The sequence below is a fragment of the Halioglobus japonicus genome, assembly GCF_001983995.1.
In the GTDB taxonomy this organism is placed as follows: domain Bacteria; phylum Pseudomonadota; class Gammaproteobacteria; order Pseudomonadales; family Halieaceae; genus Halioglobus; species Halioglobus japonicus.
Genome location: NZ_CP019450.1, coordinates 2,113,073 through 2,137,415, shown reverse-complemented (window position 1 = coordinate 2,137,415; position 24,343 = coordinate 2,113,073). Strand labels below are relative to the sequence as shown.

Sequence of the window (24,343 nt, the reverse complement as noted above, 5' to 3'; positions counted from 1 at the left end):
ATTAATCGCCCGCGTCTGGCGCCTGAATAAAGGTAGTCTGGCTGGAAGCCTGGCGCTCGCTATGGCCGCGTGTCAGCGTTTCGGTCACTCTGAAAATAATATCGTGAAAGCGCAGCTCGTCATCGTGGCGCAACCGGACCCGCCCGGAAGCTCGCTTGCCATTGACGACGGTGCCGTTGGAAGAACCCAGGTCCTCGATGTACAAACCGTCTTCAGCCTCATCCAGGCGCGCGTGTTGGCGCGACACATGCGGGGTCACAATGGCCAGATCGCAATCCAGGGAACGGCCTAAGACCAACTCGCCATGCACCGGATAACTAAGCCCACTTAGCGGCCGGTTTCCGCCGACACAATCCACTGATGCTCTTCGGCCTCTTCGCCCTTGCGCAGAAAATTGGAGACACCGGACCGACGCCGGTCATTAACCGGTGACACGTTGTCCAGCACACGCCGTTCTACGAATGACTGAGTGCGAACAATCCCGTGTGAAGTGAACTGAAAAAACCAGGCCAGCGCGAACGTTACCGGAAAGCCCAGCACAGCCGCGTAGATGAAGTAGCGTGAGACGAGATCTGCATCGTAACCCATGGCGGGAACGACAATATCGAAGACCTGCAGGGCACCCCAGCAGACCAACACATACAGTAGGCAGGTGCGAATAACTTTACGCCTGCGCAATTCGCCAAAAAATGAACCGGTAGCCTTGCCGCTCTCATCCATGATGCAAACACCGCCTTATTATTCGAAGGACCCACCTAATATAGTTCTTTGCCGAGGGCATGTGAATGACTCTGTAAACGTGTGTCAGCCATCGCGCCAGGCGAAATATCGCTGGAATGCGGCGTGCCGCTCCTCGTCCGTCAACTGCAAATGGGCCGCCACCTCATCGATGGCGCGCAGCTCATCGGCACCCTGGCGACCGTCGGCGGCTACCACCTTGAGCATCATCACCATCACGTCTTCACGATCGACGGGCTCCAACACATCAATCAACACCGCCCCGACGGCCGCGAGATCCATATCGCCGGCATATAGACTCAGGGCGTGAGCAAGCCGCGACTTTGCCGCGGTTTCGTCCAGAGAAAAGTGCCGAGCGACCAGTTCCAGCATGGTCGCGGCCTCCTCATCGCTGACCTCACCGTCGCCGCGCGCGACATGCTCCAGCAGCGCGACGACCAGAAAGCGCGGATCAAAGAAGCCATTTTTGCTGCTGGTGACGATCGACAGGGCGTCGCCCGTTAATTCGAGGCCATAGTGGCGTGATGGTGAGGTCATGGTGGCACCCTCCGGGACGATCTGGGTGTCAGTGAAGTATAGGTGAAAAAGGCCATCCTGATGAACGAAACGCCCGAGCGCCTGATCGGACGGGATTAGACCAGAACAGCCTTGGGGCTGCTCCGGCCCCTGCGGGGTGCCTGCGGCATCTCAAACGCTAGCGCGTTTGTCGAACCTGCGGGGTCTCTGCGCATTCCGGATACGTGTATACGGAAAAGGCCATCCTGGTCAAGGATCTGGTCTAGGGGTGGGAAGGACGGGATGTCCGTCAACACCCTTCGGGGTGTTAACGCCCCTAAGGGGCTTCGGCGCTAAGCGCCTCGGTGAAAAATGCTCCTGCGGTCGCATTTTTTCGAAGGTTGGTTCGAGGCCGCATTCCGGTACCGCATATACGAAAAAGGCCACCCTTATGGGTGGCCTTTTTCGTATATGGCGGACCGGACGGGACTCGAACCCGCGACCTCCGGCGTGACAGGCCGGCATTCTAACCAACTGAACTACCGGTCCAAAACGGTAGCGGCTTTCTTGTTAGTGAAGCGTTGTCAGGCGCCTCGAAAGCCTTTCGGTATTGGTGGGTGATGACGGGATCGAACCGCCGACCCTCTGCTTGTAAGGCAGATGCTCTCCCAGCTGAGCTAATCACCCCCGAACCGGAGATGCGCATTATAGGGATTCTTCGAGGGGTGTCAAACGTTCCGGCGAAAAAATTTTCAATTTTTTGAAAACCTGAAAAGCTATTGATTTTAGTAGTAAAATTCGCGAGCAGTGATCGTTCAAAATCTGCGCAATACGAGCACCCAACCGACACTCTCTGGAGCCTGATGCCATGGAAATCTACAAGGAATTCCACTTCGAAGCCGCACACCGACTGCCCAACGTGCCCGAGGGGCACAAGTGCGCGCGATTACACGGCCACTCGTTTCATGTGAGGCTGACAGTCGCCGGGCCAGTGGGCGATGAATCTGGCTGGGTGATGGACTTCGGCGACCTGAAGGCCGCCTTCAAACCGATACTCGACCAACTGGACCACTACTACCTCAATGATATCGAGGGGCTGGAAAACCCCACCAGCGAAAACATTGCTCGCTGGATCTGGGACCGACTCAGCCCGCGACTCCCGCAGCTGTCAGCTGTAGAGATTCGCGAAACCTGCACCAGCGGCTGTGTGTACCGCGGCCAATGAGTGACAGCGAAACATTTCGGTAACACAGCAAAAAAAAGTTGACGAATTCGCAGACGCTACAAATAAAGGTTGAATCGAATTTCAATCCTCTCTCCAACATTTGAATCACCCTCAAATGTTTCCAAAAGCGCAGGATTGGTTACGAGCGGTAGCACGTCAGCAAAGGTTATGCACACAACAATAGTGGTAGTAAAAGTTTCACATATTTAGCCATCACTTTAACAAACCAACATAAGGTAAAGCCCATATCTACATGTTTTTTATATACTTTTACCGTTTGTGCACTTTTTAACCAATCTGTAATAAGGGCTGCTAATACTGCGCTGAACCGCAGGTTGAACACTTTACCCACTGACTTATCCACAAAATCTGTGGACAACCCTTCACGATTCGTAACCCGGCCCAGTACTCAGCTCAAACCGCGATGAATCGCCTGCTCGATGTAAGCCCGCAGACGTGCAGGCGTGTCCAGCTTTACGCCCATCTCCGGAAACATAACCAGCGACACGGCCAACCGCATCAGAAAGTCTGTCGCCGTCTCAGCACTCACACTCGACGATATCTCGCCCTGCTGGCGCGCCAATTCCACATGCGGTGGCCAGAAAGATACGCTGCGGGTGTAAAAGCCAGGACTCAAATACATCATCGCCACCGTTTCCGGTTCGGTTTCTGCCAGGCTGGCGATCAGCCCCTCGGCCGCGGCGGCCCGCCCCCGGGTGACAGACAGCATGAGTTTGTCCGCCAGCGTCTGCTGTTGCTCCAACTCCGCTTCGGTTTCATTGAGAAAGATCTGCTGACGGCGATGCAGCACCGCTTGCACCAGCGTGTCCTTGTCACCGAAGTGGTGATAAATGGAACCGCGGGACAGCTTACCCACGCGAGCCACCTCGCCCATCGACGTACGCCTGATACCAAAACGCTCGATGCAACGCTCGGCGGCATCGAGAATTCGGCCGACCATCGGGTCGCCCTGGTCTGATGGGTTGAACTGCCCGCTCAAGTCATTCACTAACGGTATTCTCCAGCTGTGCTACGCTTGAACAATATTCGTTTTTTGTTCAATTGTCTAACCAACAACGACAGAGGTTCCTACATGACGGACCGCCAAGAATACGACTACATCATTGTGGGCGCAGGCTCCGCAGGCTGCGCGTTGGCCTATCGACTCTCCCGGGAAGCAAGCCGCAAGGTGCTGCTACTCGAAGCGGGAAACAAAGACTCCTTCCCGGCCATTCACATCCCACTGGGATTTGCCTTCATGATGAACAACCCGAAGGTCAACTGGTGCTACGAGACCGAGCCAGAGGCAGGCATGTTCAATCGCCGCATTTCCTGGCCCAGGGGCAAAGTCCTGGGGGTACCAGTTGCATCAACGGCATGGTCTATATCCGCGGCCAACGCGAGGACTATGACAACTGGGCTGCGCAGGGTAATGAGGGCTGGTCGTACGAAGAAGTTCTGCCCTACTTCAAGCGCTCGGAACATCGCGCCGAGGGGGCCAATGACTATCATGGCCAGGGCGGCCCACTGTGGGTTGAAAATCCGCCGCTGGAAGAGAAGCTGGAGCTGGCAGACATTTTTGTGGAAGCCGCTGTTCAGACCGGACTGCCCTTCAATGAAGATTTCAACGGCGCCAGCCAGGAAGGGGCTGGGGATTACCAGACCAACATCCGCGCTGGCAAACGCCAGAGCGCCGCACGCACCTTCCTCAAAGCCTGTGAACACCGCCCCAACCTGCAGATTGTCACCGGCGCACTGGCACAAAAAATCCTCCTCGAGGACGGCCGTGCAGTCGGCATCCGCTATCAGACATCGGGGAAGCATGCGGCGACAGTCGAGGCGCGCGCCAGCGGCGAAATTATTCTCTGCGGCGGCGTCATCAATTCACCCCAGTTGCTGGAACTTTCCGGCATTGGTAATCCCGAACATCTGGAGAAGGCTGGCATCGAAGTTACGCACGCGCTTCCAGGCGTGGGCGAGAACCTGCAGGATCACCTCACGGTTAACATCCAGCAGGGTATCAACGGCCTCAAAACGTTCTACGAGGAGACCAAGCCGCTGGCCATTCTTGGCAATGCCATCAAATACTTCACCCGGGGCAAGGGCTTGCTGGCTCACCCCGCGGCCCAGATTGGCGTGTTTTTCCGCAGCAGCGACGACGAGCCAACCCCCAATGCACAGATCCACTTCGCGCCCGCTGCCAGCGAACCGGACGCCAAAGGCAATCTGAAAACCACGCAGGGCACTACCGCCACCGTGTGTAACCTGCGGCCGGAAAGCCGCGGCAGCGTTCACGTGCGCAGCAAGGATCCGAGCCAATACCCGGTGATCCGGGCGAACTATCTGGATACCGAGAAGGATCGCCAGGTCATGATCGATGCATTTCGCCGGGTCCGCGAAATCTTTCGAGCCCCGGCGCTGGCCAACCATCTGGGCACGGAGTTTCGTCCGGGCCCACAGGTAGAGAGCGACGAAGAAATTCTGGCCTACGTGCGGGCCGAAGCAGAATCCGTTTACCATCCCGTGGGCACCTGCAAAATGGGCCAGGGCGATGATGCTGTCGTTGATGAGCGCCTGCGTGTGCGCGGTATTCAAGGCCTGCGTGTGGCCGATGCGTCCATCATGCCCAATATCGTATCCGGCAATACCCATGCGCCGGCGGTGATGATCGCCGAGAAATGCGCCGACATGCTTCTGCAAGACGCCGGTGTGCGAGTCACCCTGCCGGAAGGAATGACCGACGCCGAGGAGGCGGGCAACCGCGCGCCCGCGCCACTCAAAGCCGTTGCCAACTAATCACCAAGGAGATTCACTGTGAACGCACCCTATAACGACCAGGGCGTTGCCGCCGAACTGCAACTCATCCTCGACAATCAGCGCCAGGCATTCCGTGCCGAAGGCCACGTTGAACTGGCGACGCGCATCGACCGCCTCGACCGCTGTATCGCCCTGCTGGTGGATAACAAGCAGGCCATCTGCGATGCCGTTGACAAGGATTTTCAAGGTCGCTCACCCTATGTCACCCAGATGATGGATATCATGAATTCCATCGGCAGCCTCAAGTTCGTGAAGAAGAACCTGAAGAAATGGATGAAGCCCGAAAAGCGCAGTCCGTTCATGCCAATGAACTTCCTGGGCGCCAAAGCCTATGTCAAATACCAGCCCAAGGGTGTGGTGGGCATCATGACGCCATGGAATGTTCCCGTGAACATGATCTTCAGTCCACTGGCGGATGTCCTGGGTGCGGGCAATCGAGCCATGATCAAACCCTCCGAATTCACACCCCACACCGCCGAACTGATGCGCAAGCTCTTTGCCCAGTACTTCGAGGAAACCGAAATCTCCATTGTCACCGGTGGCCCTGAAGTTGGCGCCGCCTTCAGCGCATTGAAACTGGACCACGTTATTTTTACTGGCGCGACATCCATAGGCCGTCTCGTAGGCAAGGCCGCGGCTGACAACATGGTCCCCGTCACACTGGAGCTTGGCGGCAAATCCCCCGTCATCATTTCCCCGTCTGCCGATATCAATAAGGCAGCGGAAACCATTATTACCGGTAAATCCATGAACGGCGGCCAGCTGTGCGTGAGCCCGGACTATTGTTTTGTCCCCCAGTCAAAACTGGAGACATTCATTAAGCGCTGCCGCGACGTGATTGCAGAACAGTTCCCACGCATCCAGGGCAACCCTGACTTTGTCGCCTGCATCAATGAACGTCATTACGAACGTGTCAAAGGCTATATTGATGAAGCCGCCGAGCGCGGTATGAGAATCGTCACCCTGTGCCCGCCCGGCGAGGAGATGTCAGCACCCGCGGAGCACAAGCTGGCACTGCACCTGATCGTGAACCCGGACAATGACCTCGCCTGTATGCAGGATGAAATTTTTGGCGCAGTGCTCAACATCAAGACCTACGATGATCTCGACCCGGTGCTCGAGTTCATCAACGACCGAGAGCGGCCTCTGGCCCTCTACTACTTCGGCGAAGACGAGGCGGAGCAGGCGCGAGTACTGAACGAAACCATCTCCGGCGGTGTCTCCATCAACCAGATTGCCATGCACGTGGGCTGCGACGATCTTCCCTTCGGCGGCATTGGCCACTCCGGTATGGGCAACTACCGGGGCTTTGATGGATTCCGCACCTTTAGTCACGCCCGCGGTGTCTATCGGGAAGGCTGGGTGAATATGGCCAAACTGGCCGGCACCCTGCCCCCTTATGGCCAAAAGCTTGATAAGATGCTGGACTCCCAGATCAAGAAGTAATTCCCATGGACTTAGGCCAGTGGCTGTCCCTGGCCAGTATCTGTCTGCTGGGCGCCATGTCGCCAGGCCCCAGTTTGGCCGTTGTTATCAATGCGGCCCTGCGCGGCGGCCGCAACGCCGGCATCATCGCTGCACTAAGTCACGGCATTGCCACCGGCCTGTACGGCGTACTCACTGTGACGGGCCTTGCCGTGCTGATTGCCAGCTCGCCCACAGTCTTTCTGCTGTTCCAGATTGCCGGCGGACTGTACCTGATTTACCTCGGCGTGAAATCGCTGCGCAGCGAAGGTGCAGGCCCACTGACCGAGCAACAGGATCAGGATGCGCGTGGCGCAGCGGTGAGCGGCTTTCTGGTGGCCTTTCTCAACCCCAAGCTAGCGATTTTCATGGTGGCCCTGTTTGCCCAGTTTCTGCGCCCGGAGGCTCCGATAATCGAAAAAGGTATCATGGCATTCACCGTGGGCGCTGTGGATGGCGCCTGGTACTGTCTGATGGCACTGCTGGTTTCTCACCCACTGTTCTTCGACCGGCTTCAGCAAAACAGCCGGAATATCGACCGGGTGTTCGGGGTTATTCTGATTGCCCTGGCATTGACCGTGCTCTTCAGGGCCCTGGCCTGAAGGCCTAGTGGAGTACTCGAGGCTGCTCGGTGACCACCACCGATTGCAGCGACTTGCCCAGCATAATCACATGGCCTTGGCGCCGCTCCACACCATCGTAGGTGTAATCGAAACGATACTGGCGCCACACGCGCCAGCGACCGTCGTCGTCGCGACTCAGGGATACCCTCTGGATATGCACTGACTGGTCTAGCAACTGGAAATCATCACGGGCACTGGCCCGGGCGACATGGCCCAGCGCTATCTCTCGAATCCGGGTGGACGAGAACAGATAGAGACAAATGGCGCCGACGATAAACAGCGTCAGGATTTCACCAAGGGATAAATACATCGAACGTGGAACACAATGAGAAAGACGATGCCAAGCATACCGAGGACAGCGGGCAACGTATAGCCGCTACTGAACCTGACGTGTAAACTTCAGCCTACCCTTCTTCTCTATAACATGGATTTCAGGTTATGAGTCAGGCCGAAACAGGCCTTACCGGTCGCCAGCGGCAGCGCGAGCAGACCCGTGCCCAGATTCTCGAAGCTGCGGCCAACGCCTTTGCCGGAGCCGGCTTCGACGCAGCTTCTCTCGCCGACATCGCCGCCCAGGCGGGCGTTAAAAAAGCGCTGGTGCAGTACCATTTTTCCACCAAGGAGCAACTCTGGCGTGCAGCCGCCCTGCAGATCTGGCAGCAACGCAATGACGCCCTGGCCATGCAACTGGGTGACGCTGCCGGCGGCGAATTGGCGAGCCGGATGCGCGAGGGCTTTACCGCCCTGGTGGAGTTTACCTGCGAGCAACCCCACTGGCTGTGGTTTATGTTTCACGAAGCAGCGGCCCAGGGCGAGCGTCAGAAGTGGCTCATTGAACACTGCATGCAGGAAGACTACCGTCTCGGTGAATTATTTGTGATTGAGTTCCAGCGTCAGGGGCTGATCCGGGCAGGGTCACCGCTGCACCTGTTACATCTGATCTCCGGCGCGCTCACCTATAATCTGCTGGTAGCCCCCTCGACGCTCGTGGCCACGGGTACCGATCTCGCCAGCCCCGACGCCATTCGCGAACAGGTTCGTCTGCTGCAGGAACTACTCGCGCCCTGAATAGTGGCGGCTCAGGAACCGGCCGACAATGCTGTTAAACAGCGCCGGCTGCTGGGCGTGCAGCCAATGACCACAGCCGGGCATGGTTTTCAGCTCAGCCGACGGAAAGAAACCTGTTACCTGTTCACGATGCTCCGGCAAGATGTAGTCTGAGTCCCCCCCTTTCACAAACAACACCGGTCCAGCATAGGTGCGCCCTTGCTCTGGTCCCGCCCGAACCGCGCCATACCCTTGCTTGAGGCCAGCGACATTGAAACGCCAGTCATAACAGCCCGACGCATTGCGCTTGAGGCTCATCAGCAGAAAATCGATGACGCCGTCTTCCTGCAGACACTGTTGCATGACAGACTGGGCCTGTGCCCGCGAAGTACAACCGCCTACGGCCACTGCATCCAGCGCCGCGAAGACCTCGTCGTGGTGGGGCGGATAGGCCACCGGTGCAATGTCAGCGACGACCAGCGCGTGGACCAGCTCAGGCGCCTGTAAGGCCATCTCCATCGCGACCTTGCCACCGAGTGAGTGCCCCGCTATGGCTACCTGATTCAGCCCCTGATCCGCCATCCATTCGAGCAGGCTGTCAGCCTGGGCCCGCAGGCTGGTGCCCTCGGTCCAGGCAGAGCGGCCATGGTTGGGCAAATCCAGGCTGTATACGCGATAGTGCTCGGCCAGCGACCTCGCCAGCGCGCCCAGATTATTGCTATTGCCGAATAAACCGTGCAGCACGATCACCGGCCGACCATCGCCGCGCTCGTTGAAATGAATGTGTTGGTTTGGAGTTTTTGCTACCATGCGGCCCACTATAACCAATTGGATGTCACTATGCGTATTGTTCTGGCCCGCCTAGGTGCTCTGCTGTCTCTGTGTGTACTCGCTGCCTGCGCCAGCACCCCCACCTACAACCCCACCACGTTCAGTGCTGAAATCGATCAGGCCAAAATCACCGCCAACCCGATAAAAACGGTGGTCATTCCCCACGTAAATCTCGGCGCCCCTTCACGCAATTATCTGGAGAAAGAAGCACCTCGGATTGACGGCATGATTGCCGGCTACCTCAAGGAAAACGGCTACAAGGTTATTCCTCAAAGGGAATTCCAGCAGCGCTGGAGTACCGGTGTGCGCGCCTTTGGTAATCCGATTGATCCGACCACAGGCAAGGTCAACATGCGTACCTTTGCCCAGATCATGGAAAGTATCCGTGACGATATGCAGAAAGAGTTCAAACTGGACGCTTTTGTATTTACCGACCTGATGGAGCTGGAGGTCGCCTTTAACATCGGCATGAAACACCTGGCCCGCTGGGACGGTGTCAGCCGCAAACCCGCCCTGCAGGGACCCGGTGACGGCGTTTCAGTAGGTTTCGACTGGAACCAGCTGGCGGCGGTGGCTTCGCTTCAGATCGCGATCTTCGACAACCAACTGCAACGCGTGTTCTTCGGTCGAGGCGGGCTGGATGCCACCGAAGCTATCGACACTCGCTCCTCAAGCGGCCGCTTTACCCGTCGCCGCAACATGCTGGAAAACGAGACGCATCTCAACGAAGGCATTCAACTGGCCTTCCACCCACTGATCGAGATGAAAGCCTGGCCGGGAAATCCCTGACAGGCTTCAGGCCAGGGCTTCCAGGCCCCGCTCAATACACCACATCGCCGACAGGCTGCCCAACACGTACACCGGCACCCAACGCAGACGTTCCTGCCAGGGTGCCAACGGCCTGCGCAGCAGCCACCAGAGCAGCAATACCACCAGAATAAAGGCGATCTGGCCCAACTCAATGCCCACATTAAAAAACAGCAGCGCCAGCGGCACGTTGTCCTGTGGCAGCCCTGTTTCGGCCAGCGCACCGGCAAACCCCATTCCATGAAGGAGTCCAAAGCCACCGGCTAACCACCAGGGGTGACGCCAGAGCAAATCGTTACTGCCCTTGCGGGTGAGCTCTACCGCCAGCACAAAAATGCTCAGGGCAATGGTGAATTCCACCAGTGCCACCGGGTAATCGAAGAAACCCAATGTCACCAGTGACAGCGTAATGCTGTGACCAACCGTGAAAGCCGTAATCGTCCACAACAGGCGCGCCCCGCCACCCACCAGCAATAGCAGTCCAAACACAAACAGCAGGTGGTCGATGCCTCCCCAGATGTGTTCAATGCCGAGCACACTGTAATCCGTGACCACCTCACCCGCACTGGGCTCGGCAGGCACGATAAACTCCGCCTGTTCAGCATTGAGCACTTCCTGATACTGCCGCCCATCTGCCATGCGCAGCATCACCATCGCTGAAGCCTGATTGGCCCCCAGCCCCGAAACCCCGATAGCATCGCCTACCAATCCGTCTTCGCCGAGATCAGCACAGGTGATCTGGAGGCTGGTGACCTTGCCTGTTCCCTCGACATGAGGCGGGCTGCTCTGGGTGACTGCACAGCTCTCTGGCCACGTCGGTAACAATGGCACATTGCTTGTGGCCTGCACCGGCGTCTTCCACACCAGGTGATACTGGCTGGCGTCAATCTGGTTAATTTTCAGGAGCGACGGAGCAAAGCGATGCGCACTGGCTGCGTTGGTCAATCCCAACCCGACACTCAGCAACACTATGCTGACCAGTAAACGTCTCATCGCAACACCTCGTAGTCCTGGCGCATCCTGGCAATGCTGTCTTCCAGCGCTGTGGCGCGGGCACGCGACTTGAGGTCACGCTCCAACAGCGGACGTACTTCATCGAGCGTAGCGGCGCGAGCCGGCACAATCTCACTCACGTACACATAGTGCTGGCCGTAAGTGGAACGCACCGGCCCCACCCAGGCATTCGCCTCGGGCTGTGCTTCCAGCAGATTTAACACAAAGGCACTGCCAAAGTGGCGCGTCAACTGATCCGGCGTCTGGCGCACAAAGCGATAGCCAGGCAAAAACGGCGAACTCAACTCCCTGGCCTCAGTGGGCGTGAGTCCAGTGGAATTAATCTGGTCAATCACCGACCCAACATCAGCTTCGCGATCGCGATTGAAGTAAACGTGTTCAACGGTGTAGCGAGGGGGACGACGCAACTCTTCCTGCCGTTCGTTAAACTCCACGGCCAGTTCAGCTTCGCTGGGAGCGGCTGGCGGGTTGGCGGCCAACAACAGCTGTTCGACCACCTGAATCATCCGGCGCTTGACCACTTCATCGCCCAGATGAAGGCGCATTTCCAATGCCTGCTCGTAGCGCTCCTGCTCAGTCATCCCCTCTCCCAACCCAAGGAAAAACATATTGCGCAGTAAGCGCTGGTATACCACGGGATCGTAGAGATGCAGCTCGAGTTCAAGAGCGCGCTGGTAGAGCATATCCCGATCGAGCTCGGCGTCGATGAGTTTCGCCATCTGCTCGTCTGAAGGTGGTCGACCAACCGCCGTAAACCACTGCTCTTTGAGCGCTGCAATCCGGGCCTCAGGCAGAGGGCCGATAGTCGGCAATGGCGCGGGAAACAACCGCCCCTGCAGCCAGAACAGCAAAGTGCCCAGCAATAAAAAATGTACCCAGGGCCGATTCAGCCTGGCCAGTAAACGCATATATAACTCCAGGATTAGTTCACCAGTACTGGTTGAACTCCTCAGGATTCATCTCAGGAAGCGGCTTGGGCTTGCCGTCGCGAGTACCGAGATAGACAAAGCCGGTTATCTCTTCATCGGCAGCCAGCCCCAGGCTGGTCATAAACGGGCGATCAAACGCGACATCACCGGTGCGCCAGATGCCGGAATAGCCCAGCGCCTCTGCACCGAGGAGCAAACCGTGAGCTGCGCAGGCAGCGGATTGGCGCTGCTCGATATGCGGCACCTTGGGGTGCTCGGAGAGTTTGCAAATCACGACCACCACGACAGGCGCTCGCAACGGTGCATTGCGCGCCTTGGTCTGGGCGCTTTCATCCGCATCCGGGTTGCGGGCCAGCAGCGCCTGCAGCAGCAGCTCACCCAGGGCTTCACGGCGTTCACCGGAGACCGTGAGAAAGCGCCATGGTCGCAGTCTGGCGTGATCCGGGGCGCGCAATGCCGCGGACATCATTTGTGCCAGCTCATCGGCATCAGGCCCAGGCGAGGTTAGCTTAGGAGCAGAATTCCTGCTCACAAGAAACTTGAGGTGTTCGTTCATCAGCATACCGCGATTATTTTAGCCGCCACATCATAGCAGTAGCGGCAGTGATTTTCTTCAGCCCGCCAGGCCCGGCCCTACCAGGATATTCATGAAGCCTTCATCTTCAGGCACGGCGTCTACATTGTCACACCACTGCGCCAGCTCCTGAGCACTGCTGCCAACCAACCGATGCTCAATGTGATCAATAATCCAGAACGGCGCTTCCAGTGTGGCCAGGCTCTCAATCAGTTCACGACCACTGCTACCACATTGGCGCAGGGAACGCGGCGTGAGCTCTACAATGATCCTGGCGGGCACTGACTGAGCTTGTAACAGCGGTAATAGCCCCAGAACAACACCGTGCTCGGAACCCTGGGTATCAATTTTCAACAGGTCGATATTCCCGATGCGTGGCGCCAGATAGTCACTGCCGTTGAGGAGCTCGATCGCCACACTCTGGCGCGAACCCCCGGCATCAAATATCTGGTGATCGCCAAGATTGTTCTCGCTGAGAAACAGGCGCGCCTGGCCGGGCTGCGCCGCGAGTCCGGCCTGCACGGATTCGATGCAGGTGAGACCATTGTCGACGATGCTCGCCTGCAACAGGGCAAAGTTTTCCGGATCTGGCTCAAACGCATACACATGCCCCTCGGCGCCGACCACGGCCGCTGCCAGCAGCGAGAAATAGCCAATGTTCGCGCCCACATCCACAAACACCTGCCCAGGGCGCAGGCACTGTAATACCAGGCTGGACTCGTAAGGTTCCCAGACGGCAGTATCTCGCAATTGCCTTGATACGTGCTGGTCGTATTCACCGTGGATATAAATTGTCAGTGGCCTGGGCAGCCCGGTGCAGCAAGATTGACCCGCTGCCTGGTAGAAGTCGTCATGAATTAATGTGCTTTTACTTTATGTTTACCACAACGCGTACAGACATAGCGGGTGACCAGCCTGCCCTGCTTCACGTCGAATTGCTTCGCTACGTCGACCTCCCATTTGTGGTGGCCGTGTCGACACAGCGTCTTGCCCTTGTGCTTTTCTTTGAGGGTAGGTTTGCGAAACGGAATGACGTCAGCCATAACTAGAGCAGGGTGCGCTCCAGCGCCTTGTTCCATGATACCTGACGCTTGCGCCGGGCACCGGTGCTCATGGCCACGGAAAATTCGCTCTCCACCTGCCAGATATCGCGAATATCTTTCGGGCTTTGCCACATGCCAACTCCCAGCCCGGCCAGATAGCAGGCGCCGGCGACCGTCGTTTCAATGACCTGGGGGCGAATCAATTTGCGCCCCAGCACATCGGCCTGGGTTTGCATCAGCAGGTTATTGGCAGCAGCGCCGCCGTCAACCCGCAGGGGCTTCATGCGCTTGCCAAGATCGGACTCCATAGCCCGCAAAATATCTGCGTTCTGCAGGGCCATCGCGTCCAAGGTAGCCCGGGCAATATGGCCCCACTGGGTACCGCGGGTCAGTCCCGTCAACGTGCCGCGAGCCTCGGGGGCCCAGTGCGGAGCACCGAGCCCGGTCAACGCAGGGACGAACTCAACGCCGCCGTGATCCGGCACTTCACGGGCCAGCGCTTCTACTGCCGGAGCGTTTTTTATGATCTTTAAGCCATCGCGCAACCACTGCACAGCGGCGCCACAAATGAACGCGCCGCCCTCAAGGGCAAACACCGGCTTACCTTGCTCCCCCAGCTGCCAGGCCACCGTGGTCAACAGGCCTGCATCAGACTGCAAAGGCTCTGAACCGGTATTCATCAAAATGAACGAGCCCGTGCCGAACGTACACTTGGCGTCGCCTGGGGCGAAGCAAGCCTGGCCAAACAGCGCCGCCTGCTGGTCGCCAGCCACACCGGTAATCGGGATACCATCGGGTAATCCTGGCACACCCTGGGTTCGGCCCAGTTCAGCACTGGAAGGCGCGATGCGCGGCAATATATCGACCGGCACCTCAAACAAATCGAGCATTTTGCGATCCCAGGCGCAGGTCTTGAGATTCATGAGAGAGGTACGCGACGCGTTGGACACGTCGGTGACATGGCTCTTGCCGCCACTGAGCTGCCAGATCAGGTAACTGTCGACCGTACCAGCAGCCACCCGCCCTGCTCTGCGCAGGCGTGAAATACCGGATGTATTGTTGAGCAGCCAGCGAAATTTGCTGGCCGAAAAGTAAGGATCGAGCACCAGCCCCGTGCGTCGCCGTACATCGCGTTCATGGCCAGCAGATTTCAGCTTTTCACAGAAATCAGTGGTGCGTCGACACTGCCAGACGATAGCGTTGTTCAGTGGGTCTCCGCTCTGGCGATCCCACAGCAGGCTCGTCTCGCGCTGATTGGTAATGCCGATCGCGGCAATATCTGCGGCCTTACACACTTTCTTGCGCAACACCGCGCGAATGCCCTTGAGTACCGAGCCCCAGATTTCGTCGGGCCGGTGCTCTACCCAACCAGGCTTGGGATAGACCTGCGGGAACTCGTTATTAACACTGGCCCTGACTTTGCCTGCCGAATCCATCAAAGCCACCGTGCTGCCCGTGGTGCCCTGGTCGATCGCCAGGATAAAGTCGGCCATATGTCATCTCCGAGATTCGCTTAGTCGCCGTAGCCCTCTACGGCCTTGATTTCCAGAAAATCGGCAAACCCGTGTTCGCCCCATTCCCGCCCGTTGCCGGACTGTTTGTACCCGCCAAAGGGTACGGCATAGCCGCCCCACTGGCCATTGATTTTCACATTGCCGGCGCGGATCCGTGAAGCCACTCGACGCGCATGCTCCAGGTCCTCGCTCTGGACGTAGCCGGCGAGGCCGTAGACGGTATCGTTCGCCATCGAGATGGCCTCTTCCTCACTGTCGTAGGGAATCATGGTGAGGACCGGGCCGAAAATCTCTTCGCGCGCGACAACCATCTCGTTGGTCGCCCCGGAGAACACCGTGGGACGTACGTAATAACCTTTCTCTAAGCCCTCTGGCAGACCGGTGCCCCCGGCGACCAGACGAGCACCTTCATCAACTCCCTGCTGAATCAGCCCCTGGATTTTGTCGAACTGCAGTTTGGAAACAACCGGGCCCATTGTGGTGGCAGGGTCTGCAGGGTCACCGACAACCACTGAGGCCGCTGCCCTGGCCGCAATCTGTTCGGCTTCAGCGAGCTTCGCAGCCGGCACGAACATACGCGACGGGGCGTTACAGGACTGCCCGGTGTTGGCAAACATGTGCAGCGCGCCACTGGTCACAGCCGCTTCTAGATCCGCGTCATCAAGCACAATATTGGGGCTCTTCCCTCCCAGTTCCTGGGCGACACGTTTTACGGTTGGCGCAGCGTTCTGGGCGACTGCGACCCCAGCGCGCGTCGACCCTGTAAATGACATCATGTCCACATCCGGATGGACGGAAAGCGCTGTACCAACGCCAGGACCATCGCCGTTCACCATGTTGTATACACCTGCCGGCACACCGGCTTCGTGCATGACTTCACTCCACAGCCACGCCGACAAGGGAGCCACTTCACTGGGCTTGAGCACCATGGTGCAGCCGACGGCCAGGGCCGGAGCGACCTTGCAACCAATCTGGTTTACGGGCCAATTCCAGGGCGTAATGAGGCCACAAACACCGATAGGCTCCTGAAAAATCCGGGTATTACCCATCTCCTGCTCGAACTCAAACTCGCGCAGCACGCGCAACGCTTCCACCAGATGCCCCAGTCCACAGTCCGCCTGTTCTTCCACTGCAAAGGTATGGGGGGAACCCATCTCCTCGCGAATTGCCACCGCGATATCATCATAACGTTCGCGGTACACAGCCACACAGGCCTCCAGCAATTCAATCCGCTCCTGACGCGTTGTACGGCTGTAGCTCTCAAACGCCTCCCTGGCAGCGGCGACGGCGCGATCGACATCGCTCTGCCCGCCGATGGAGATGACGGCGCACGGGGCTTCATTGGCGGGGTTAATCACATCCAGATCATTGGGTATCGCTGGATCAACCCACTGGCCATCGATGTAAAACTGACGGTAGTCGCGCATCTTTGTATCTCATTCTGATGTTGAAAAAGAGCCCAAGTCTAGCAGTGCCCCCGTCCTTGGGTATCACCCCAGAGGGGTGTACAATTCGCGCGGTTTTTAACCAGCTTAAGACAGATCAAACATCCGGAGATCCCCATGGATAATGAAGAATTGACCCTGTTCCGCGACATGGCGCGACGCGCCTACGAACAGGAGATTGAACCCCACTACGAAGGCTGGGAAGAGCAACACCTCGTGCCGCGTGAACTCTGGAACACCCTCGGCGCCGCGGGCCTGTTGTGCCCCGATATGCCTGAAGCCTACGGCGGTGCCGGCACCTCGCCACGGGTCTGCCTGGCCATGATTGAGGAAATGTCACGCATGGGCTTCGGTGGCCTGGCCAGCGGCTACGGAATCCACAGCAATATTGTGGCGCCCTATATCAATCACTTCGGAACCGAAGAACAAAAGCAGCAGTGGCTGCCGAAAATGATTACCGGTGAAGCGGTTGGCGCACTTGCCATGACCGAACCCGGCGCGGGTTCCGACGTGCAGGGTATTCGCACCACGGCGGTTCGCGATGGCGAAGAATGGGTTCTGAACGGCTCGAAAATCTTTATTACCAACGGCATTCACGCCGATCTGGTGATTGTGGCGGCGATTACCGACCCGGGCAAAGGCGCCAAGGGCACATCGCTGTTTCTGGTGGACGCCAGCCTGCCCGGCTTTGAGAAAGGCAACAAGATCGAGAAGATCGGTCAGCACGCCTCCGACACGGCAGAGCTGTTCTTCCAGGATGTACGCCTGCCCGCCTCTGCCCTGCTTGGCGAAGAGAACAAGGGGTTCGTCATCATGATGACGGAACTGCCTCGCGAGCGCCTGGGTATTGCCGCACAGGCAGTGGCGGCCGCCGAGGGCGCCATGGACATCACCGTGGACTACGTGCTGGAACGCAAGGCTTTCGGCCAGACAGTAGCCTCATTCCAGAACACGCGTTTCACCCTGGCTGAAGTCAAAACCGAGATTGCCCTGAACCGGGCGCTGTACGAAAAATGTGCAGACGACTATGCCCGCGGTGAGTTGACTGCGGACGATGCCGCGATGCTGAAATATGCAAACACCGAGATGCAATGCAGCACGATTGACCAGTGTCTGCAATTGTTCGGTGGCTACGGTTACACCGCTGAGTATCCGATTTCGCGCTACTACACCGATGCGCGTATTCAGCGCATTTACGGTGGCACCTCGGAAATCATGCGCGAACTCGTGGCGCGCTCTATTCTGGGTCGATAACGCCATAAAGGAGCGACCAATGGTCGCTCCGCTCATTTATTTGGCGCTCAACTGTTGTACTACCACGCACCACTTCTCCATGTTTTCACGGGTGGTGTCATTGAGCTCTATCCCCACCCAGTAGCCCGGTTTACCGCGAGCCTCCTGGCACCACTTCGTCTCACCTGCAAGTTCTAGATTGTCCTTCCAGTCCCCCATGGGGACGGCAATATGCAGCACACTGCCCGCCGCTATTTCCTGCGGTACCAATAGGCGCAACCCCGCTACCGAGACGTCGACAGTCTCACAGCGGATGACGGCGCTTTCAGTCTGACGACGTCCCCCGCCCGCTTCGACCTCGAGGAAAAGTGCCTGTACAACAGGTACTCGTTGATGTTCTCGGCGCTCGGCATAATCAATGGCTTCGGGCATTGCTTCCTCCTGGTAACTGACAGCCGAAAATATAGCCACAGCAAGCCTTAGCCGTCAGCAGAGAACTACAGTTTTCTCCAGTTTTTCAGGATCGGAATTCCCCCACCAGATCGAACATGGCAAGAGCGAACAGACCCAGGGTCAAAGTCACCACCGACAATACCGTGGTGAGCACCACGATATTCGCTGCCAACGCGGCGTTGCCCCGCGCCGCCGCCACCATGATGTAACCCGACGCCGCAGCGGGTGTGGCGACCAGCAGGAATAACACCCCCAGCGCTTCGCCCCTCACGCCCAGGGCAAGCGCCAAAACTACCGTGAGCAATGGCGCCACCAACAGCCGCCAGGCGCAGGCCTCCCAGGCCAGGGCCCCCGAGCCGCGAAGCTCGTCCAGGCGCATGGCTGCGCCGATGCAAAGCAACACCACGGGGAGGAAGAAGGCAGACAACGAGGAGGCACTGGCGTGCACGAACGCAGGGACTGGGAACGGCGACAGCGACAACGCGACCCCGGCGGCGATGCCGATGATTAGTGGGTTACGGGCAATGTCCGTCACCGCACCCCAGACCGAGGCATTACCGCCGAGTGTGAGATTGAGAACAATCACTGCGAGAATGTTATAGAAGGTGGTCATCACTGCAATGGCCAATGCTGCCAGACGCGCGCCCTGATCCCCGTAGGCGGAGACACACAGTGCGACACCGACAATCGCCAGATTGCTGCGATACGCCCCCTGTACAAAGATGCCCCGCTCCGCAAAGGGGTGGCCGCGCCAGGCGCTGTATAGCCAGGCTGCAGCAACTACCAGTGCAGTGCTGAGCAGCCCCGCAGCCATATAGGCAGTGCCACTCAAGTGGCGAAAATCAACGCCGGCGGCTCCGGCAAACAGCATCAGCGGCAAGCCGAGATTAAAGGACCACCGGGAGATCCAGTCATTCAGCGGCTGGGGAAACCAACCTACACGATTGAGTAGCGCGCCGGCGGCCACCCAGCCAAAGGTGGGCAATGAGACCGCGAGGCACGCAGAGAGGAGTGATGAGGCGTCGTGAAGGTTCAAGCGCCAATTCTGGCGCAAGCCGCTCGCTTACGCCAGTTCGGTCAGGGTATCAGCCAATGCGCTGACCAGGCTGTCGATCTCATCCTTCTCAGTGATGAACGGCAGACCCAGCTGGATGGTGTCGCCACCGTAACGCACATAAAACCCCTTCTCCCACATGCGCATGGCGATCTCATAAGGACGCCGAGCGGGTTCGCCGGGATAGGCCGCGAAGGTCAGGCCGCCGGCAAAGCCGTAGTTGCGGATATCCGTCAGATGCGGCTGCCCCTTGAGTTGATGCAGGGTCTGTTCAAAGTATGGCGCCAGTTCGGCCACCCGCTGCGGCAGTTTTTCTTTCTCAAGCACATCCAGTGCGGCCAGGCCGGCGGCGCAGGCCACCGGGTGGGCAGAATAGGTATAGCCGTGTGGGAATTCCAGCATGTACTCAGGGCCGCCCTGGGCCATAAATGTCTGGTAAATCTCGTTGCTGGCAATGACGGCACCCATCGGAATAGCGCCGTTAGTCACCTGCTTGGCCACATTCATGATATCAGGCGTTACGCCAAACGCTTCAGCGCCGGTCATTGCACCCATGCGGCCAAAAGCAGTAATCACTTCATCAAAAATCAGCAAAATGTCATTGGCATCGCAAATGTCGCGCAGGCGCTGCAGGTAACCTGCCGGGGGAGGAATGACCCCCGCAGAGCCCGCCAGTGGTTCGACAATCACCGCCGCGATATTCGAGGCATCATGCAGTGCAATCAACTCATTGAGCTCGTCAGCCAACTGCCAGCCATTACTGGGCATGCCGGGCGTAAATTCATTGCCGGCAATCATGGTGTGCGACAGATGATCAGCGTCTACCGCAGTACCGAAAAGCTTGCGGTTGGCGCCAATGCCGCCCACCGAAATTCCACCGAAGTTCACGCCATGGTAGCCCTTGGCCCGGCCGATCAATTTGGTCTTGGTAGCCTGCCCCTTCAGACGCCAATAGGCCCGGGCCATTTTCAGCGAGGTATCGGCACTCTCAGAGCCAGAGTTGGTAAAGAACACGTAATCGAGTCCTTCCGGCGTCAACTCTTTCAATCGGTTTGCCATGGCAAAGGATTTGGGCTGGCCATATTGAAACGCCGGGGTGTAATCGAGCGTGCGCAACTGCTCGCTGACAGCGTCGGCGATTTCAAGCCGATTGTGGCCCAGACCGCAGGTCCACAGGCCAGACAGACCGTCGAAAATACGCCTGCCCTTGTCGTCGAAGTAGTAGGCGCCTTGCGCCCCCACCAGCATGCGGGGATCGTCTTTGAATTGACGGTTACCGGTGTAGGCCATCCAGTGCGCTTCGAGTTCCTCTCGAGTCAGTGGCGGCTGGATATCGGTCATACTGGTCATGGCGTAGGTCTCAACGTAAAAAAGCGCAGTTTACGTGCCACTTTAAGTTGCATAAATCATTAACTATAAATATAAAGTTTCAACATAATGCAACTTTTAGTCAAAGGCGGACTGATGGCGCGAAAAGCACTACTGGGAAACGTCACCGATAACGACCTGCGCTTGTTACGTGTATTCAGGGCTGTGGTCAGCTGCGGCGGATTTGCTGCAGCCGAGCTGGAACTCAACATCAACCGCTCCACTATCTCCCGACACATCAAGGATCTGGAAACCCGCCTGGGGGTCACGCTGTGCCGACGCGGCCGTGGCGGATTTTCGCTGACGCCCGAGGGTGAGCAGGTGTATGCCAGCGCCCAGAAAATCATGATTGCGATGGATGAATTCCAGCAGGACGTCAAAGGCCTTCACCAGGCCCTGACGGGGCATCTATCTATCGCCATTTTCGATAAGACTGCGTCCAACCCCGACTGCCACATTCATCGCGCGTTCGCCGCATTCGACAGACGCGCCCCGGAGGTGGAGCCGGAAATCTGCGTTGAGCCCATTAATGCCATTGAACGCGGGGTCATGGAAGGGCGCTACCAACTCGGCATTATCCCCAACCATCGCCCCTCCTCCAGCCTGGATTACTTCAAGCTCTTTGAGGAACAAATGTATCTGTACTGCGCGCGTGAACACCCATTGTTCGAACGCGCCGGCCGCGATCTGTCCGCTGCCGAGGTACGCGCCTGCCGCTATGTGGGCATTGGCTACCATTCACCTAACATGGAGGCCAGCCGCAGTATCGGACTGGAGCGCCACGCCACCGCCCATGACCAGGAAGCGGTAGCGCACCTGGTGTTGTCAGGCCGCTACATTGGTTACTTACCTGAACATTATGCAGACACCTTTGTCGCCAAGGGTGTGATGCGTCCGCTGCTGCCAGACACGTTCCAGTACGTTTGTGAATTCAGTGCAATCGTGCGTCGCTCGCCACCACCGTCACAGGTCGTGCAGGCGCTGCTGGATGCACTGGTCGCGGCGCATCGCGAGGTGTAAGCTCACCCTGTCACGCCTGAGAGGGGGAAGCGCGATGAAGTTGATCACCCGCATGTTGATGCCAATCGGTCTGGGGCTGTTACTGGGCGCCTGTGCCTCTAGCGACGTATCGCACCAGGTATCTACCTCGGTGGCCCCCTATTCCGACTACGCCCTGTTCACCCCCGTGGCAGACATACCCGACACCACCGCCATCCATACCCTCGACGAAAGGCAGCGCACCGAATTCCTAAGCTATTTTCACGACCCGCAACGCGCTGACCTGTCGCGGCATCGCAGAGTTGCGGATTTCATTACCTCCTTTGGCGAAGTGTTTACCTTCTACGACGACACGCTGACCGCCACCAATACGTTCGCCCAACAGCGCGGTAATTGTTTGTCGCTGGCTATTCTCACTACCGCCCTGGCTGAACTGGTCGACGTTGAAGTACAGTTCCAGCAGGTTGAATCGATTCCGGTCTATAGCCTGGAAGGGGCCACCGCGCTCAAACAACAGCATGTCCGTAGTTTTATCTACACCCCCACCACCCGGGCAAACGTGGGGTCACTAATACTGCGCCCCGCCGGGGTCACCATTGATTATTTCCCGTCGGGCGACGAGGTCTTCGTGGGCAACATCAGCCGCAACCAGTATCTGGCAATGTTCTATAGGAATCTCGCGGCAGAGGCGCTGGTCGAGCAAGAGAATGAACGGAGCTTTGCCCTGCTGCAGCAATCGCTACTACTGGCACCGGAACATCCCGATGGTCTCAACATGATGGGCGTATTACATCGCCGGGTGGGTGACAGTTTGCGAGCCGAGAAAATCTACCTTCACGCCATTGCCGGCAACCCGGACAATGTCTCGCTACTGAAAAATTACCAGCTACTGCTGGCAGCCCAGGCCCGGAAACAGGAAGCCGAGCAGTTGGGGCGCCAATTACTGGCACTCGAGGATCCCAGCCCGGTGAACTGGCTGGCCGCTGGCAACGCTGCATTTGACCAGGGCGACTACCGCCAGGCCAGGGCCCTGTACAAGCGTGCCTCCAGTCTTGCCCCCTATATGCACGACGGCTACTTTGGTCAAGCGCGCTCCTCGTATATGCTGGGAGAGATTGACCAAGCAGAACGCATGCTCTCCAGGGCGCGCGAATACGCAACCGACGACCAGCGACAGCGCTTATACGAAAGAAAGCTGTCGGCGTTGACTTCACACTAGTCTGCCCCCATTGAATACTTTGTCGCTGGAGGCAGCGGGCCTTCACGGTTTACTACGCAGGAAAATTACATGACCGAATACGTACCACCCACAGTATGGACGCACGACGCCGAGAGCGGCGGTAAGTTTGCCTCGATCAACCGCCCCATCGCCGGCGCCACCCACGACAAGGAACTGCCCGTGGGTGAACACCCTCTGCAGCTTTACTCGCTGGGCACACCCAATGGCCAGAAGGTCACCGTACTGCTGGAAGAATTGCTGGAGAAAGGCATTAGCGAAGCGGAATACGATGCCTGGATTGTGAATATTCTCGAGGGCGGCCAGTTTAGCTCAGGCTTTGTGGCGGCCAATCCCAATTCCAAAATTCCGGCACTGGTCGACCGCAGTGGCGACACTCCGGTGCGCGTATTCGAGTCAGGTGCCATCATGGTCTATCTGGCAGAAAAATTCGGCGCGTTTTTGCCGACCGACAGCGCGGCACGCGCCGAGACCATGTCCTGGCTGATGTGGCAAATGGGCGCCACCCCCTTCCTCGGCGGCGGCTTCGGCCACTTTTACGCCTACGCGCCGGCCAAATTCGAATATCCCATTAATCGCTACACCATGGAGGTCAAGCGCCAACTGGACTTGCTAGACCGCAATCTGGCCGAACGTGAATTCATGATTGGCAACGAATACACCCTGGCGGATATGGCGATCCTCCCCTGGTACGGCAAGCTGGTAACAGGCGAGCTATACAGCGCCCAGGAGTTTCTCCAGGTAGAGTCGTACACACATGTTATGCGCTGGGCGAACGCACTCGAAGCGCGCCCAGGTGTTGACCGCGGCATGCGCGTGAATGTGCGCTGGGGCGACGAAGCGCGCCAGGTTCCCGAGCGCCATAGCGCCGCTGACTTCAAGTAAACCCGGACGCAGTCGTGAGCCAACACCCTGGCATTCAAGAGCAAAAACGCATGGGCGCGGGCATGATGATCCTCGCCTGGGTGGTTTTGCTCGGCCTAGGGGTGTTGTTCTTCGGCGATGTACTTGAGAAGCAATTCAATCCCAATCAACGGGTGGACACCCGCATTGGCGAAGGCGGCGCGCGCGAGGTTGTTCTGCAACGCAATCGGTTCGGCCACTACGTCACCAATGGCACGATTAACGGCCAGCCGGTGACATTTATGCTCGATACGGGCGCTACCGGCGTAGCCATTCCCGAGCCAGTTGCCCGACGGCTGGGCATTCCCCGCGGACGTCCTTATCGCACGCAGACCGCTAACGGCATGTCCACCAGCTACGCCGCAAGACTGGACAGTGTGGCCGTGGGCGATATCGAATTGCGGGGCGTACAGGCGGGCATTGCCACCGGCCTACAAATGGAAGAAATCCTGTTGGGTATGTCTTTCCTGAAGCACATTGAGTTCACCCAGCGCGGCGACACGCTGATTCTGCGTCACTAACCGCTCACT

The 24,343-nt window shown here is 58.1% G+C and carries 27 protein-coding genes, 2 tRNA genes and 1 pseudogene; 12 read left to right on the top strand and 18 right to left on the bottom strand.

Annotation, left to right across the window (positions count from 1 at the left end; translation table 11 throughout):
* Nucleotide 1 precedes the first annotated feature (1 nt).
* The 5 genes from BST95_RS20500 to BST95_RS10095 form a co-directional block, all read right to left on the bottom strand.
* Nucleotides 2–298, bottom strand: a complete 297-nt coding sequence (locus tag BST95_RS20500) for an FHA domain-containing protein (RefSeq protein ID WP_240500170.1) — start codon at nucleotides 296–298, stop codon at nucleotides 2–4.
* A 29-nt stretch (nucleotides 299–327) separates the two neighbouring features.
* On the bottom strand, nucleotides 328–720 hold the full coding sequence (locus BST95_RS20495; protein ID WP_240500169.1) for a hypothetical protein: 393 nt from the start codon (nucleotides 718–720) through the stop codon (nucleotides 328–330).
* Between the two features lie 84 nt (nucleotides 721–804).
* Nucleotides 805–1,275, bottom strand: coding sequence for a tellurite resistance TerB family protein (locus tag BST95_RS10105; RefSeq protein ID WP_084199193.1), 471 nt, complete (start codon nucleotides 1,273–1,275; stop codon nucleotides 805–807).
* A 430-nt stretch (nucleotides 1,276–1,705) separates the two neighbouring features.
* Nucleotides 1,706–1,782: transfer RNA gene (locus BST95_RS10100), tRNA-Asp, on the bottom strand.
* 62 nt (nucleotides 1,783–1,844) lie between these two features.
* Nucleotides 1,845–1,920, bottom strand: a tRNA-Val gene (locus BST95_RS10095).
* Nucleotides 1,921–2,101: 181 nt separating this feature from the next.
* Between BST95_RS10095 and queD the strand changes: the two genes are divergently transcribed.
* Complete coding sequence (queD, locus tag BST95_RS10090; protein ID WP_084199191.1) at nucleotides 2,102–2,458, top strand: 6-carboxytetrahydropterin synthase QueD; 357 nt, start codon at nucleotides 2,102–2,104, stop codon at nucleotides 2,456–2,458.
* A 409-nt stretch (nucleotides 2,459–2,867) separates the two neighbouring features.
* On the opposite strand, the gene BST95_RS10085 is transcribed toward queD, so the two are convergent.
* Entirely contained in the window at nucleotides 2,868–3,467 is a 600-nt protein-coding gene (locus BST95_RS10085; protein WP_084199189.1) for a TetR/AcrR family transcriptional regulator, read from the bottom strand.
* An 84-nt stretch (nucleotides 3,468–3,551) separates the two neighbouring features.
* Here BST95_RS10085 and BST95_RS21140 point away from each other — a divergent pair.
* From BST95_RS21140 to BST95_RS10070, 4 genes and pseudogenes are all read left to right on the top strand, one after another.
* A pseudogene (locus BST95_RS21140) lies at nucleotides 3,552–3,632 on the top strand (hypothetical protein); the annotation flags it as partial.
* Between the two features lie 203 nt (nucleotides 3,633–3,835).
* The gene (locus tag BST95_RS10080; protein WP_240500168.1) at nucleotides 3,836–5,254 is read left to right on the top strand and encodes a GMC family oxidoreductase; all 1,419 of its coding nucleotides are present in this window, start codon (nucleotides 3,836–3,838) and stop codon (nucleotides 5,252–5,254) included.
* 18 nt (nucleotides 5,255–5,272) lie between these two features.
* Complete coding sequence (locus BST95_RS10075; RefSeq protein WP_084199187.1) at nucleotides 5,273–6,721, top strand: coniferyl aldehyde dehydrogenase; 1,449 nt, start codon at nucleotides 5,273–5,275, stop codon at nucleotides 6,719–6,721.
* A 5-nt stretch (nucleotides 6,722–6,726) separates the two neighbouring features.
* Nucleotides 6,727–7,341, top strand: coding sequence for a LysE family translocator (locus BST95_RS10070; RefSeq protein WP_084199185.1), 615 nt, complete (start codon nucleotides 6,727–6,729; stop codon nucleotides 7,339–7,341).
* A 4-nt stretch (nucleotides 7,342–7,345) separates the two neighbouring features.
* On the opposite strand, the gene BST95_RS10065 is transcribed toward BST95_RS10070, so the two are convergent.
* Entirely contained in the window at nucleotides 7,346–7,672 is a 327-nt protein-coding gene (locus tag BST95_RS10065) for a DUF3301 domain-containing protein (protein ID WP_084199183.1), read from the bottom strand.
* A gap of 128 nt (nucleotides 7,673–7,800) precedes the next feature.
* Here BST95_RS10065 and BST95_RS10060 point away from each other — a divergent pair, with 128 nt between their 5' ends.
* The gene (locus BST95_RS10060; RefSeq protein ID WP_084199181.1) at nucleotides 7,801–8,430 is read left to right on the top strand and encodes a TetR/AcrR family transcriptional regulator; all 630 of its coding nucleotides are present in this window, start codon (nucleotides 7,801–7,803) and stop codon (nucleotides 8,428–8,430) included.
* Here the strand turns inward: BST95_RS10060 and BST95_RS10055 are convergent.
* Nucleotides 8,416–9,219: an alpha/beta fold hydrolase gene (locus BST95_RS10055; RefSeq protein ID WP_084201136.1), complete on the bottom strand. Its 804-nt coding sequence runs from the start codon at nucleotides 9,217–9,219 to the stop codon at nucleotides 8,416–8,418. The two genes, BST95_RS10060 and BST95_RS10055, sit on opposite strands and share 15 nt — an antisense overlap.
* Nucleotides 9,220–9,249: 30 nt before the next feature.
* Here BST95_RS10055 and BST95_RS10050 point away from each other — a divergent pair, with 30 nt between their 5' ends.
* Complete coding sequence (locus tag BST95_RS10050) at nucleotides 9,250–10,029, top strand: hypothetical protein (RefSeq protein WP_084201135.1); 780 nt, start codon at nucleotides 9,250–9,252, stop codon at nucleotides 10,027–10,029.
* A 6-nt stretch (nucleotides 10,030–10,035) separates the two neighbouring features.
* Here the strand turns inward: BST95_RS10050 and BST95_RS10045 are convergent, their stop codons facing one another.
* The 7 genes from BST95_RS10045 to BST95_RS10015 all read right to left on the bottom strand — a co-directional run bounded on the left by BST95_RS10045 (nucleotide 10,036) and on the right by BST95_RS10015 (nucleotide 16,548).
* Nucleotides 10,036–11,040 (bottom strand): HupE/UreJ family protein, encoded by a 1,005-nt coding sequence (locus tag BST95_RS10045; RefSeq protein WP_066052332.1) that lies wholly within the window; start codon nucleotides 11,038–11,040, stop codon nucleotides 10,036–10,038.
* Complete coding sequence (locus BST95_RS10040) at nucleotides 11,037–11,969, bottom strand: peptidyl-prolyl cis-trans isomerase (protein WP_084199179.1); 933 nt, start codon at nucleotides 11,967–11,969, stop codon at nucleotides 11,037–11,039. The genes BST95_RS10045 and BST95_RS10040 overlap by 4 nt, the downstream gene beginning before the upstream one ends.
* A 19-nt stretch (nucleotides 11,970–11,988) precedes the next feature.
* Nucleotides 11,989–12,546, bottom strand: coding sequence for a nitroreductase family protein (locus BST95_RS10035; RefSeq protein WP_084201134.1), 558 nt, complete (start codon nucleotides 12,544–12,546; stop codon nucleotides 11,989–11,991).
* Between the two features lie 57 nt (nucleotides 12,547–12,603).
* Nucleotides 12,604–13,314, bottom strand: a complete 711-nt coding sequence (locus BST95_RS10030; protein WP_240500167.1) for an FkbM family methyltransferase — start codon at nucleotides 13,312–13,314, stop codon at nucleotides 12,604–12,606.
* Between the two features lie 107 nt (nucleotides 13,315–13,421).
* Nucleotides 13,422–13,607 carry a hypothetical protein gene (locus BST95_RS20485; protein ID WP_082849970.1) on the bottom strand — a complete coding sequence of 62 codons (186 nt, stop codon included), beginning with the start codon at nucleotides 13,605–13,607 and terminating at the stop codon, nucleotides 13,422–13,424.
* A gap of 2 nt (nucleotides 13,608–13,609) precedes the next feature.
* Nucleotides 13,610–15,100 (bottom strand): glycerol kinase GlpK, encoded by a 1,491-nt coding sequence (gene glpK, locus BST95_RS10020; protein WP_084199175.1) that lies wholly within the window; start codon nucleotides 15,098–15,100, stop codon nucleotides 13,610–13,612.
* Between the two features lie 20 nt (nucleotides 15,101–15,120).
* Nucleotides 15,121–16,548, bottom strand: coding sequence for an aldehyde dehydrogenase family protein (locus BST95_RS10015; RefSeq protein WP_084199173.1), 1,428 nt, complete (start codon nucleotides 16,546–16,548; stop codon nucleotides 15,121–15,123).
* Nucleotides 16,549–16,683: 135 nt separating this feature from the next.
* Between BST95_RS10015 and BST95_RS10010 the strand changes: the two genes are divergently transcribed.
* Nucleotides 16,684–17,820, top strand: coding sequence for an acyl-CoA dehydrogenase family protein (locus BST95_RS10010; protein WP_084199172.1), 1,137 nt, complete (start codon nucleotides 16,684–16,686; stop codon nucleotides 17,818–17,820).
* Nucleotides 17,821–17,856: 36 nt separating this feature from the next.
* Here the strand turns inward: BST95_RS10010 and BST95_RS10005 are convergent, their stop codons facing one another.
* From BST95_RS10005 to aptA, 3 genes are all read right to left on the bottom strand, one after another.
* Complete coding sequence (locus tag BST95_RS10005) at nucleotides 17,857–18,231, bottom strand: PilZ domain-containing protein (RefSeq protein WP_146004199.1); 375 nt, start codon at nucleotides 18,229–18,231, stop codon at nucleotides 17,857–17,859.
* An 85-nt stretch (nucleotides 18,232–18,316) separates the two neighbouring features.
* On the bottom strand, nucleotides 18,317–19,288 hold the full coding sequence (locus BST95_RS10000; RefSeq protein WP_084201133.1) for an AEC family transporter: 972 nt from the start codon (nucleotides 19,286–19,288) through the stop codon (nucleotides 18,317–18,319).
* Nucleotides 19,289–19,315: 27 nt separating this feature from the next.
* Nucleotides 19,316–20,656 (bottom strand): omega-aminotransferase AptA, encoded by a 1,341-nt coding sequence (gene aptA / locus BST95_RS09995; protein ID WP_084199169.1) that lies wholly within the window; start codon nucleotides 20,654–20,656, stop codon nucleotides 19,316–19,318.
* A gap of 114 nt (nucleotides 20,657–20,770) precedes the next feature.
* Here aptA and BST95_RS09990 point away from each other — a divergent pair, with 114 nt between their 5' ends.
* The 4 genes from BST95_RS09990 to BST95_RS09975 all read left to right on the top strand — a co-directional run bounded on the left by BST95_RS09990 (nucleotide 20,771) and on the right by BST95_RS09975 (nucleotide 24,334).
* Nucleotides 20,771–21,694, top strand: a complete 924-nt coding sequence (locus tag BST95_RS09990; protein ID WP_084199167.1) for a LysR family transcriptional regulator — start codon at nucleotides 20,771–20,773, stop codon at nucleotides 21,692–21,694.
* Between the two features lie 34 nt (nucleotides 21,695–21,728).
* The gene (locus tag BST95_RS09985; RefSeq protein ID WP_169843907.1) at nucleotides 21,729–22,892 is read left to right on the top strand and encodes a tetratricopeptide repeat protein; all 1,164 of its coding nucleotides are present in this window, start codon (nucleotides 21,729–21,731) and stop codon (nucleotides 22,890–22,892) included.
* 69 nt (nucleotides 22,893–22,961) lie between these two features.
* Nucleotides 22,962–23,795 carry a glutathione-dependent disulfide-bond oxidoreductase gene (yghU, locus tag BST95_RS09980; protein ID WP_084199163.1) on the top strand — a complete coding sequence of 278 codons (834 nt, stop codon included), beginning with the start codon at nucleotides 22,962–22,964 and terminating at the stop codon, nucleotides 23,793–23,795.
* Between the two features lie 14 nt (nucleotides 23,796–23,809).
* Entirely contained in the window at nucleotides 23,810–24,334 is a 525-nt protein-coding gene (locus tag BST95_RS09975) for a retropepsin-like aspartic protease family protein (RefSeq protein WP_229801647.1), read from the top strand.
* Nucleotides 24,335–24,343 lie beyond the last annotated feature (9 nt).

Coding starts and splice junctions, on each gene's coding strand:
- BST95_RS20495 (WP_240500169.1), bottom strand. CDS start 720: ATGGATGAGAGCGGCAAGGCTACCGGTTCATTTTTTGGCGAATTGCGC.
- BST95_RS10105 (WP_084199193.1), bottom strand. CDS start 1,275: ATGACCTCACCATCACGCCACTATGGCCTCGAATTAACGGGCGACGCC.
- queD (WP_084199191.1), top strand. CDS start 2,102: ATGGAAATCTACAAGGAATTCCACTTCGAAGCCGCACACCGACTGCCC.
- BST95_RS10080 (WP_240500168.1), top strand. CDS start 3,836: ATGGTCTATATCCGCGGCCAACGCGAGGACTATGACAACTGGGCTGCG.
- BST95_RS10070 (WP_084199185.1), top strand. CDS start 6,727: ATGGACTTAGGCCAGTGGCTGTCCCTGGCCAGTATCTGTCTGCTGGGC.
- BST95_RS10065 (WP_084199183.1), bottom strand. CDS start 7,672: ATGTATTTATCCCTTGGTGAAATCCTGACGCTGTTTATCGTCGGCGCC.
- BST95_RS10060 (WP_084199181.1), top strand. CDS start 7,801: ATGAGTCAGGCCGAAACAGGCCTTACCGGTCGCCAGCGGCAGCGCGAG.
- BST95_RS10055 (WP_084201136.1), bottom strand. CDS start 9,219: ATGGTAGCAAAAACTCCAAACCAACACATTCATTTCAACGAGCGCGGC.
- BST95_RS10050 (WP_084201135.1), top strand. CDS start 9,250: ATGCGTATTGTTCTGGCCCGCCTAGGTGCTCTGCTGTCTCTGTGTGTA.
- BST95_RS10045 (WP_066052332.1), bottom strand. CDS start 11,040: ATGAGACGTTTACTGGTCAGCATAGTGTTGCTGAGTGTCGGGTTGGGA.
- BST95_RS10040 (WP_084199179.1), bottom strand. CDS start 11,969: ATGCGTTTACTGGCCAGGCTGAATCGGCCCTGGGTACATTTTTTATTG.
- BST95_RS10035 (WP_084201134.1), bottom strand. CDS start 12,546: ATGAACGAACACCTCAAGTTTCTTGTGAGCAGGAATTCTGCTCCTAAG.
- BST95_RS20485 (WP_082849970.1), bottom strand. CDS start 13,607: ATGGCTGACGTCATTCCGTTTCGCAAACCTACCCTCAAAGAAAAGCAC.
- glpK (WP_084199175.1), bottom strand. CDS start 15,100: ATGGCCGACTTTATCCTGGCGATCGACCAGGGCACCACGGGCAGCACG.
- BST95_RS10015 (WP_084199173.1), bottom strand. CDS start 16,548: ATGCGCGACTACCGTCAGTTTTACATCGATGGCCAGTGGGTTGATCCA.
- BST95_RS10010 (WP_084199172.1), top strand. CDS start 16,684: ATGGATAATGAAGAATTGACCCTGTTCCGCGACATGGCGCGACGCGCC.
- BST95_RS10005 (WP_146004199.1), bottom strand. CDS start 18,231: ATGCCCGAAGCCATTGATTATGCCGAGCGCCGAGAACATCAACGAGTA.
- aptA (WP_084199169.1), bottom strand. CDS start 20,656: ATGACCAGTATGACCGATATCCAGCCGCCACTGACTCGAGAGGAACTC.
- BST95_RS09990 (WP_084199167.1), top strand. CDS start 20,771: ATGGCGCGAAAAGCACTACTGGGAAACGTCACCGATAACGACCTGCGC.
- BST95_RS09985 (WP_169843907.1), top strand. CDS start 21,729: ATGAAGTTGATCACCCGCATGTTGATGCCAATCGGTCTGGGGCTGTTA.
- yghU (WP_084199163.1), top strand. CDS start 22,962: ATGACCGAATACGTACCACCCACAGTATGGACGCACGACGCCGAGAGC.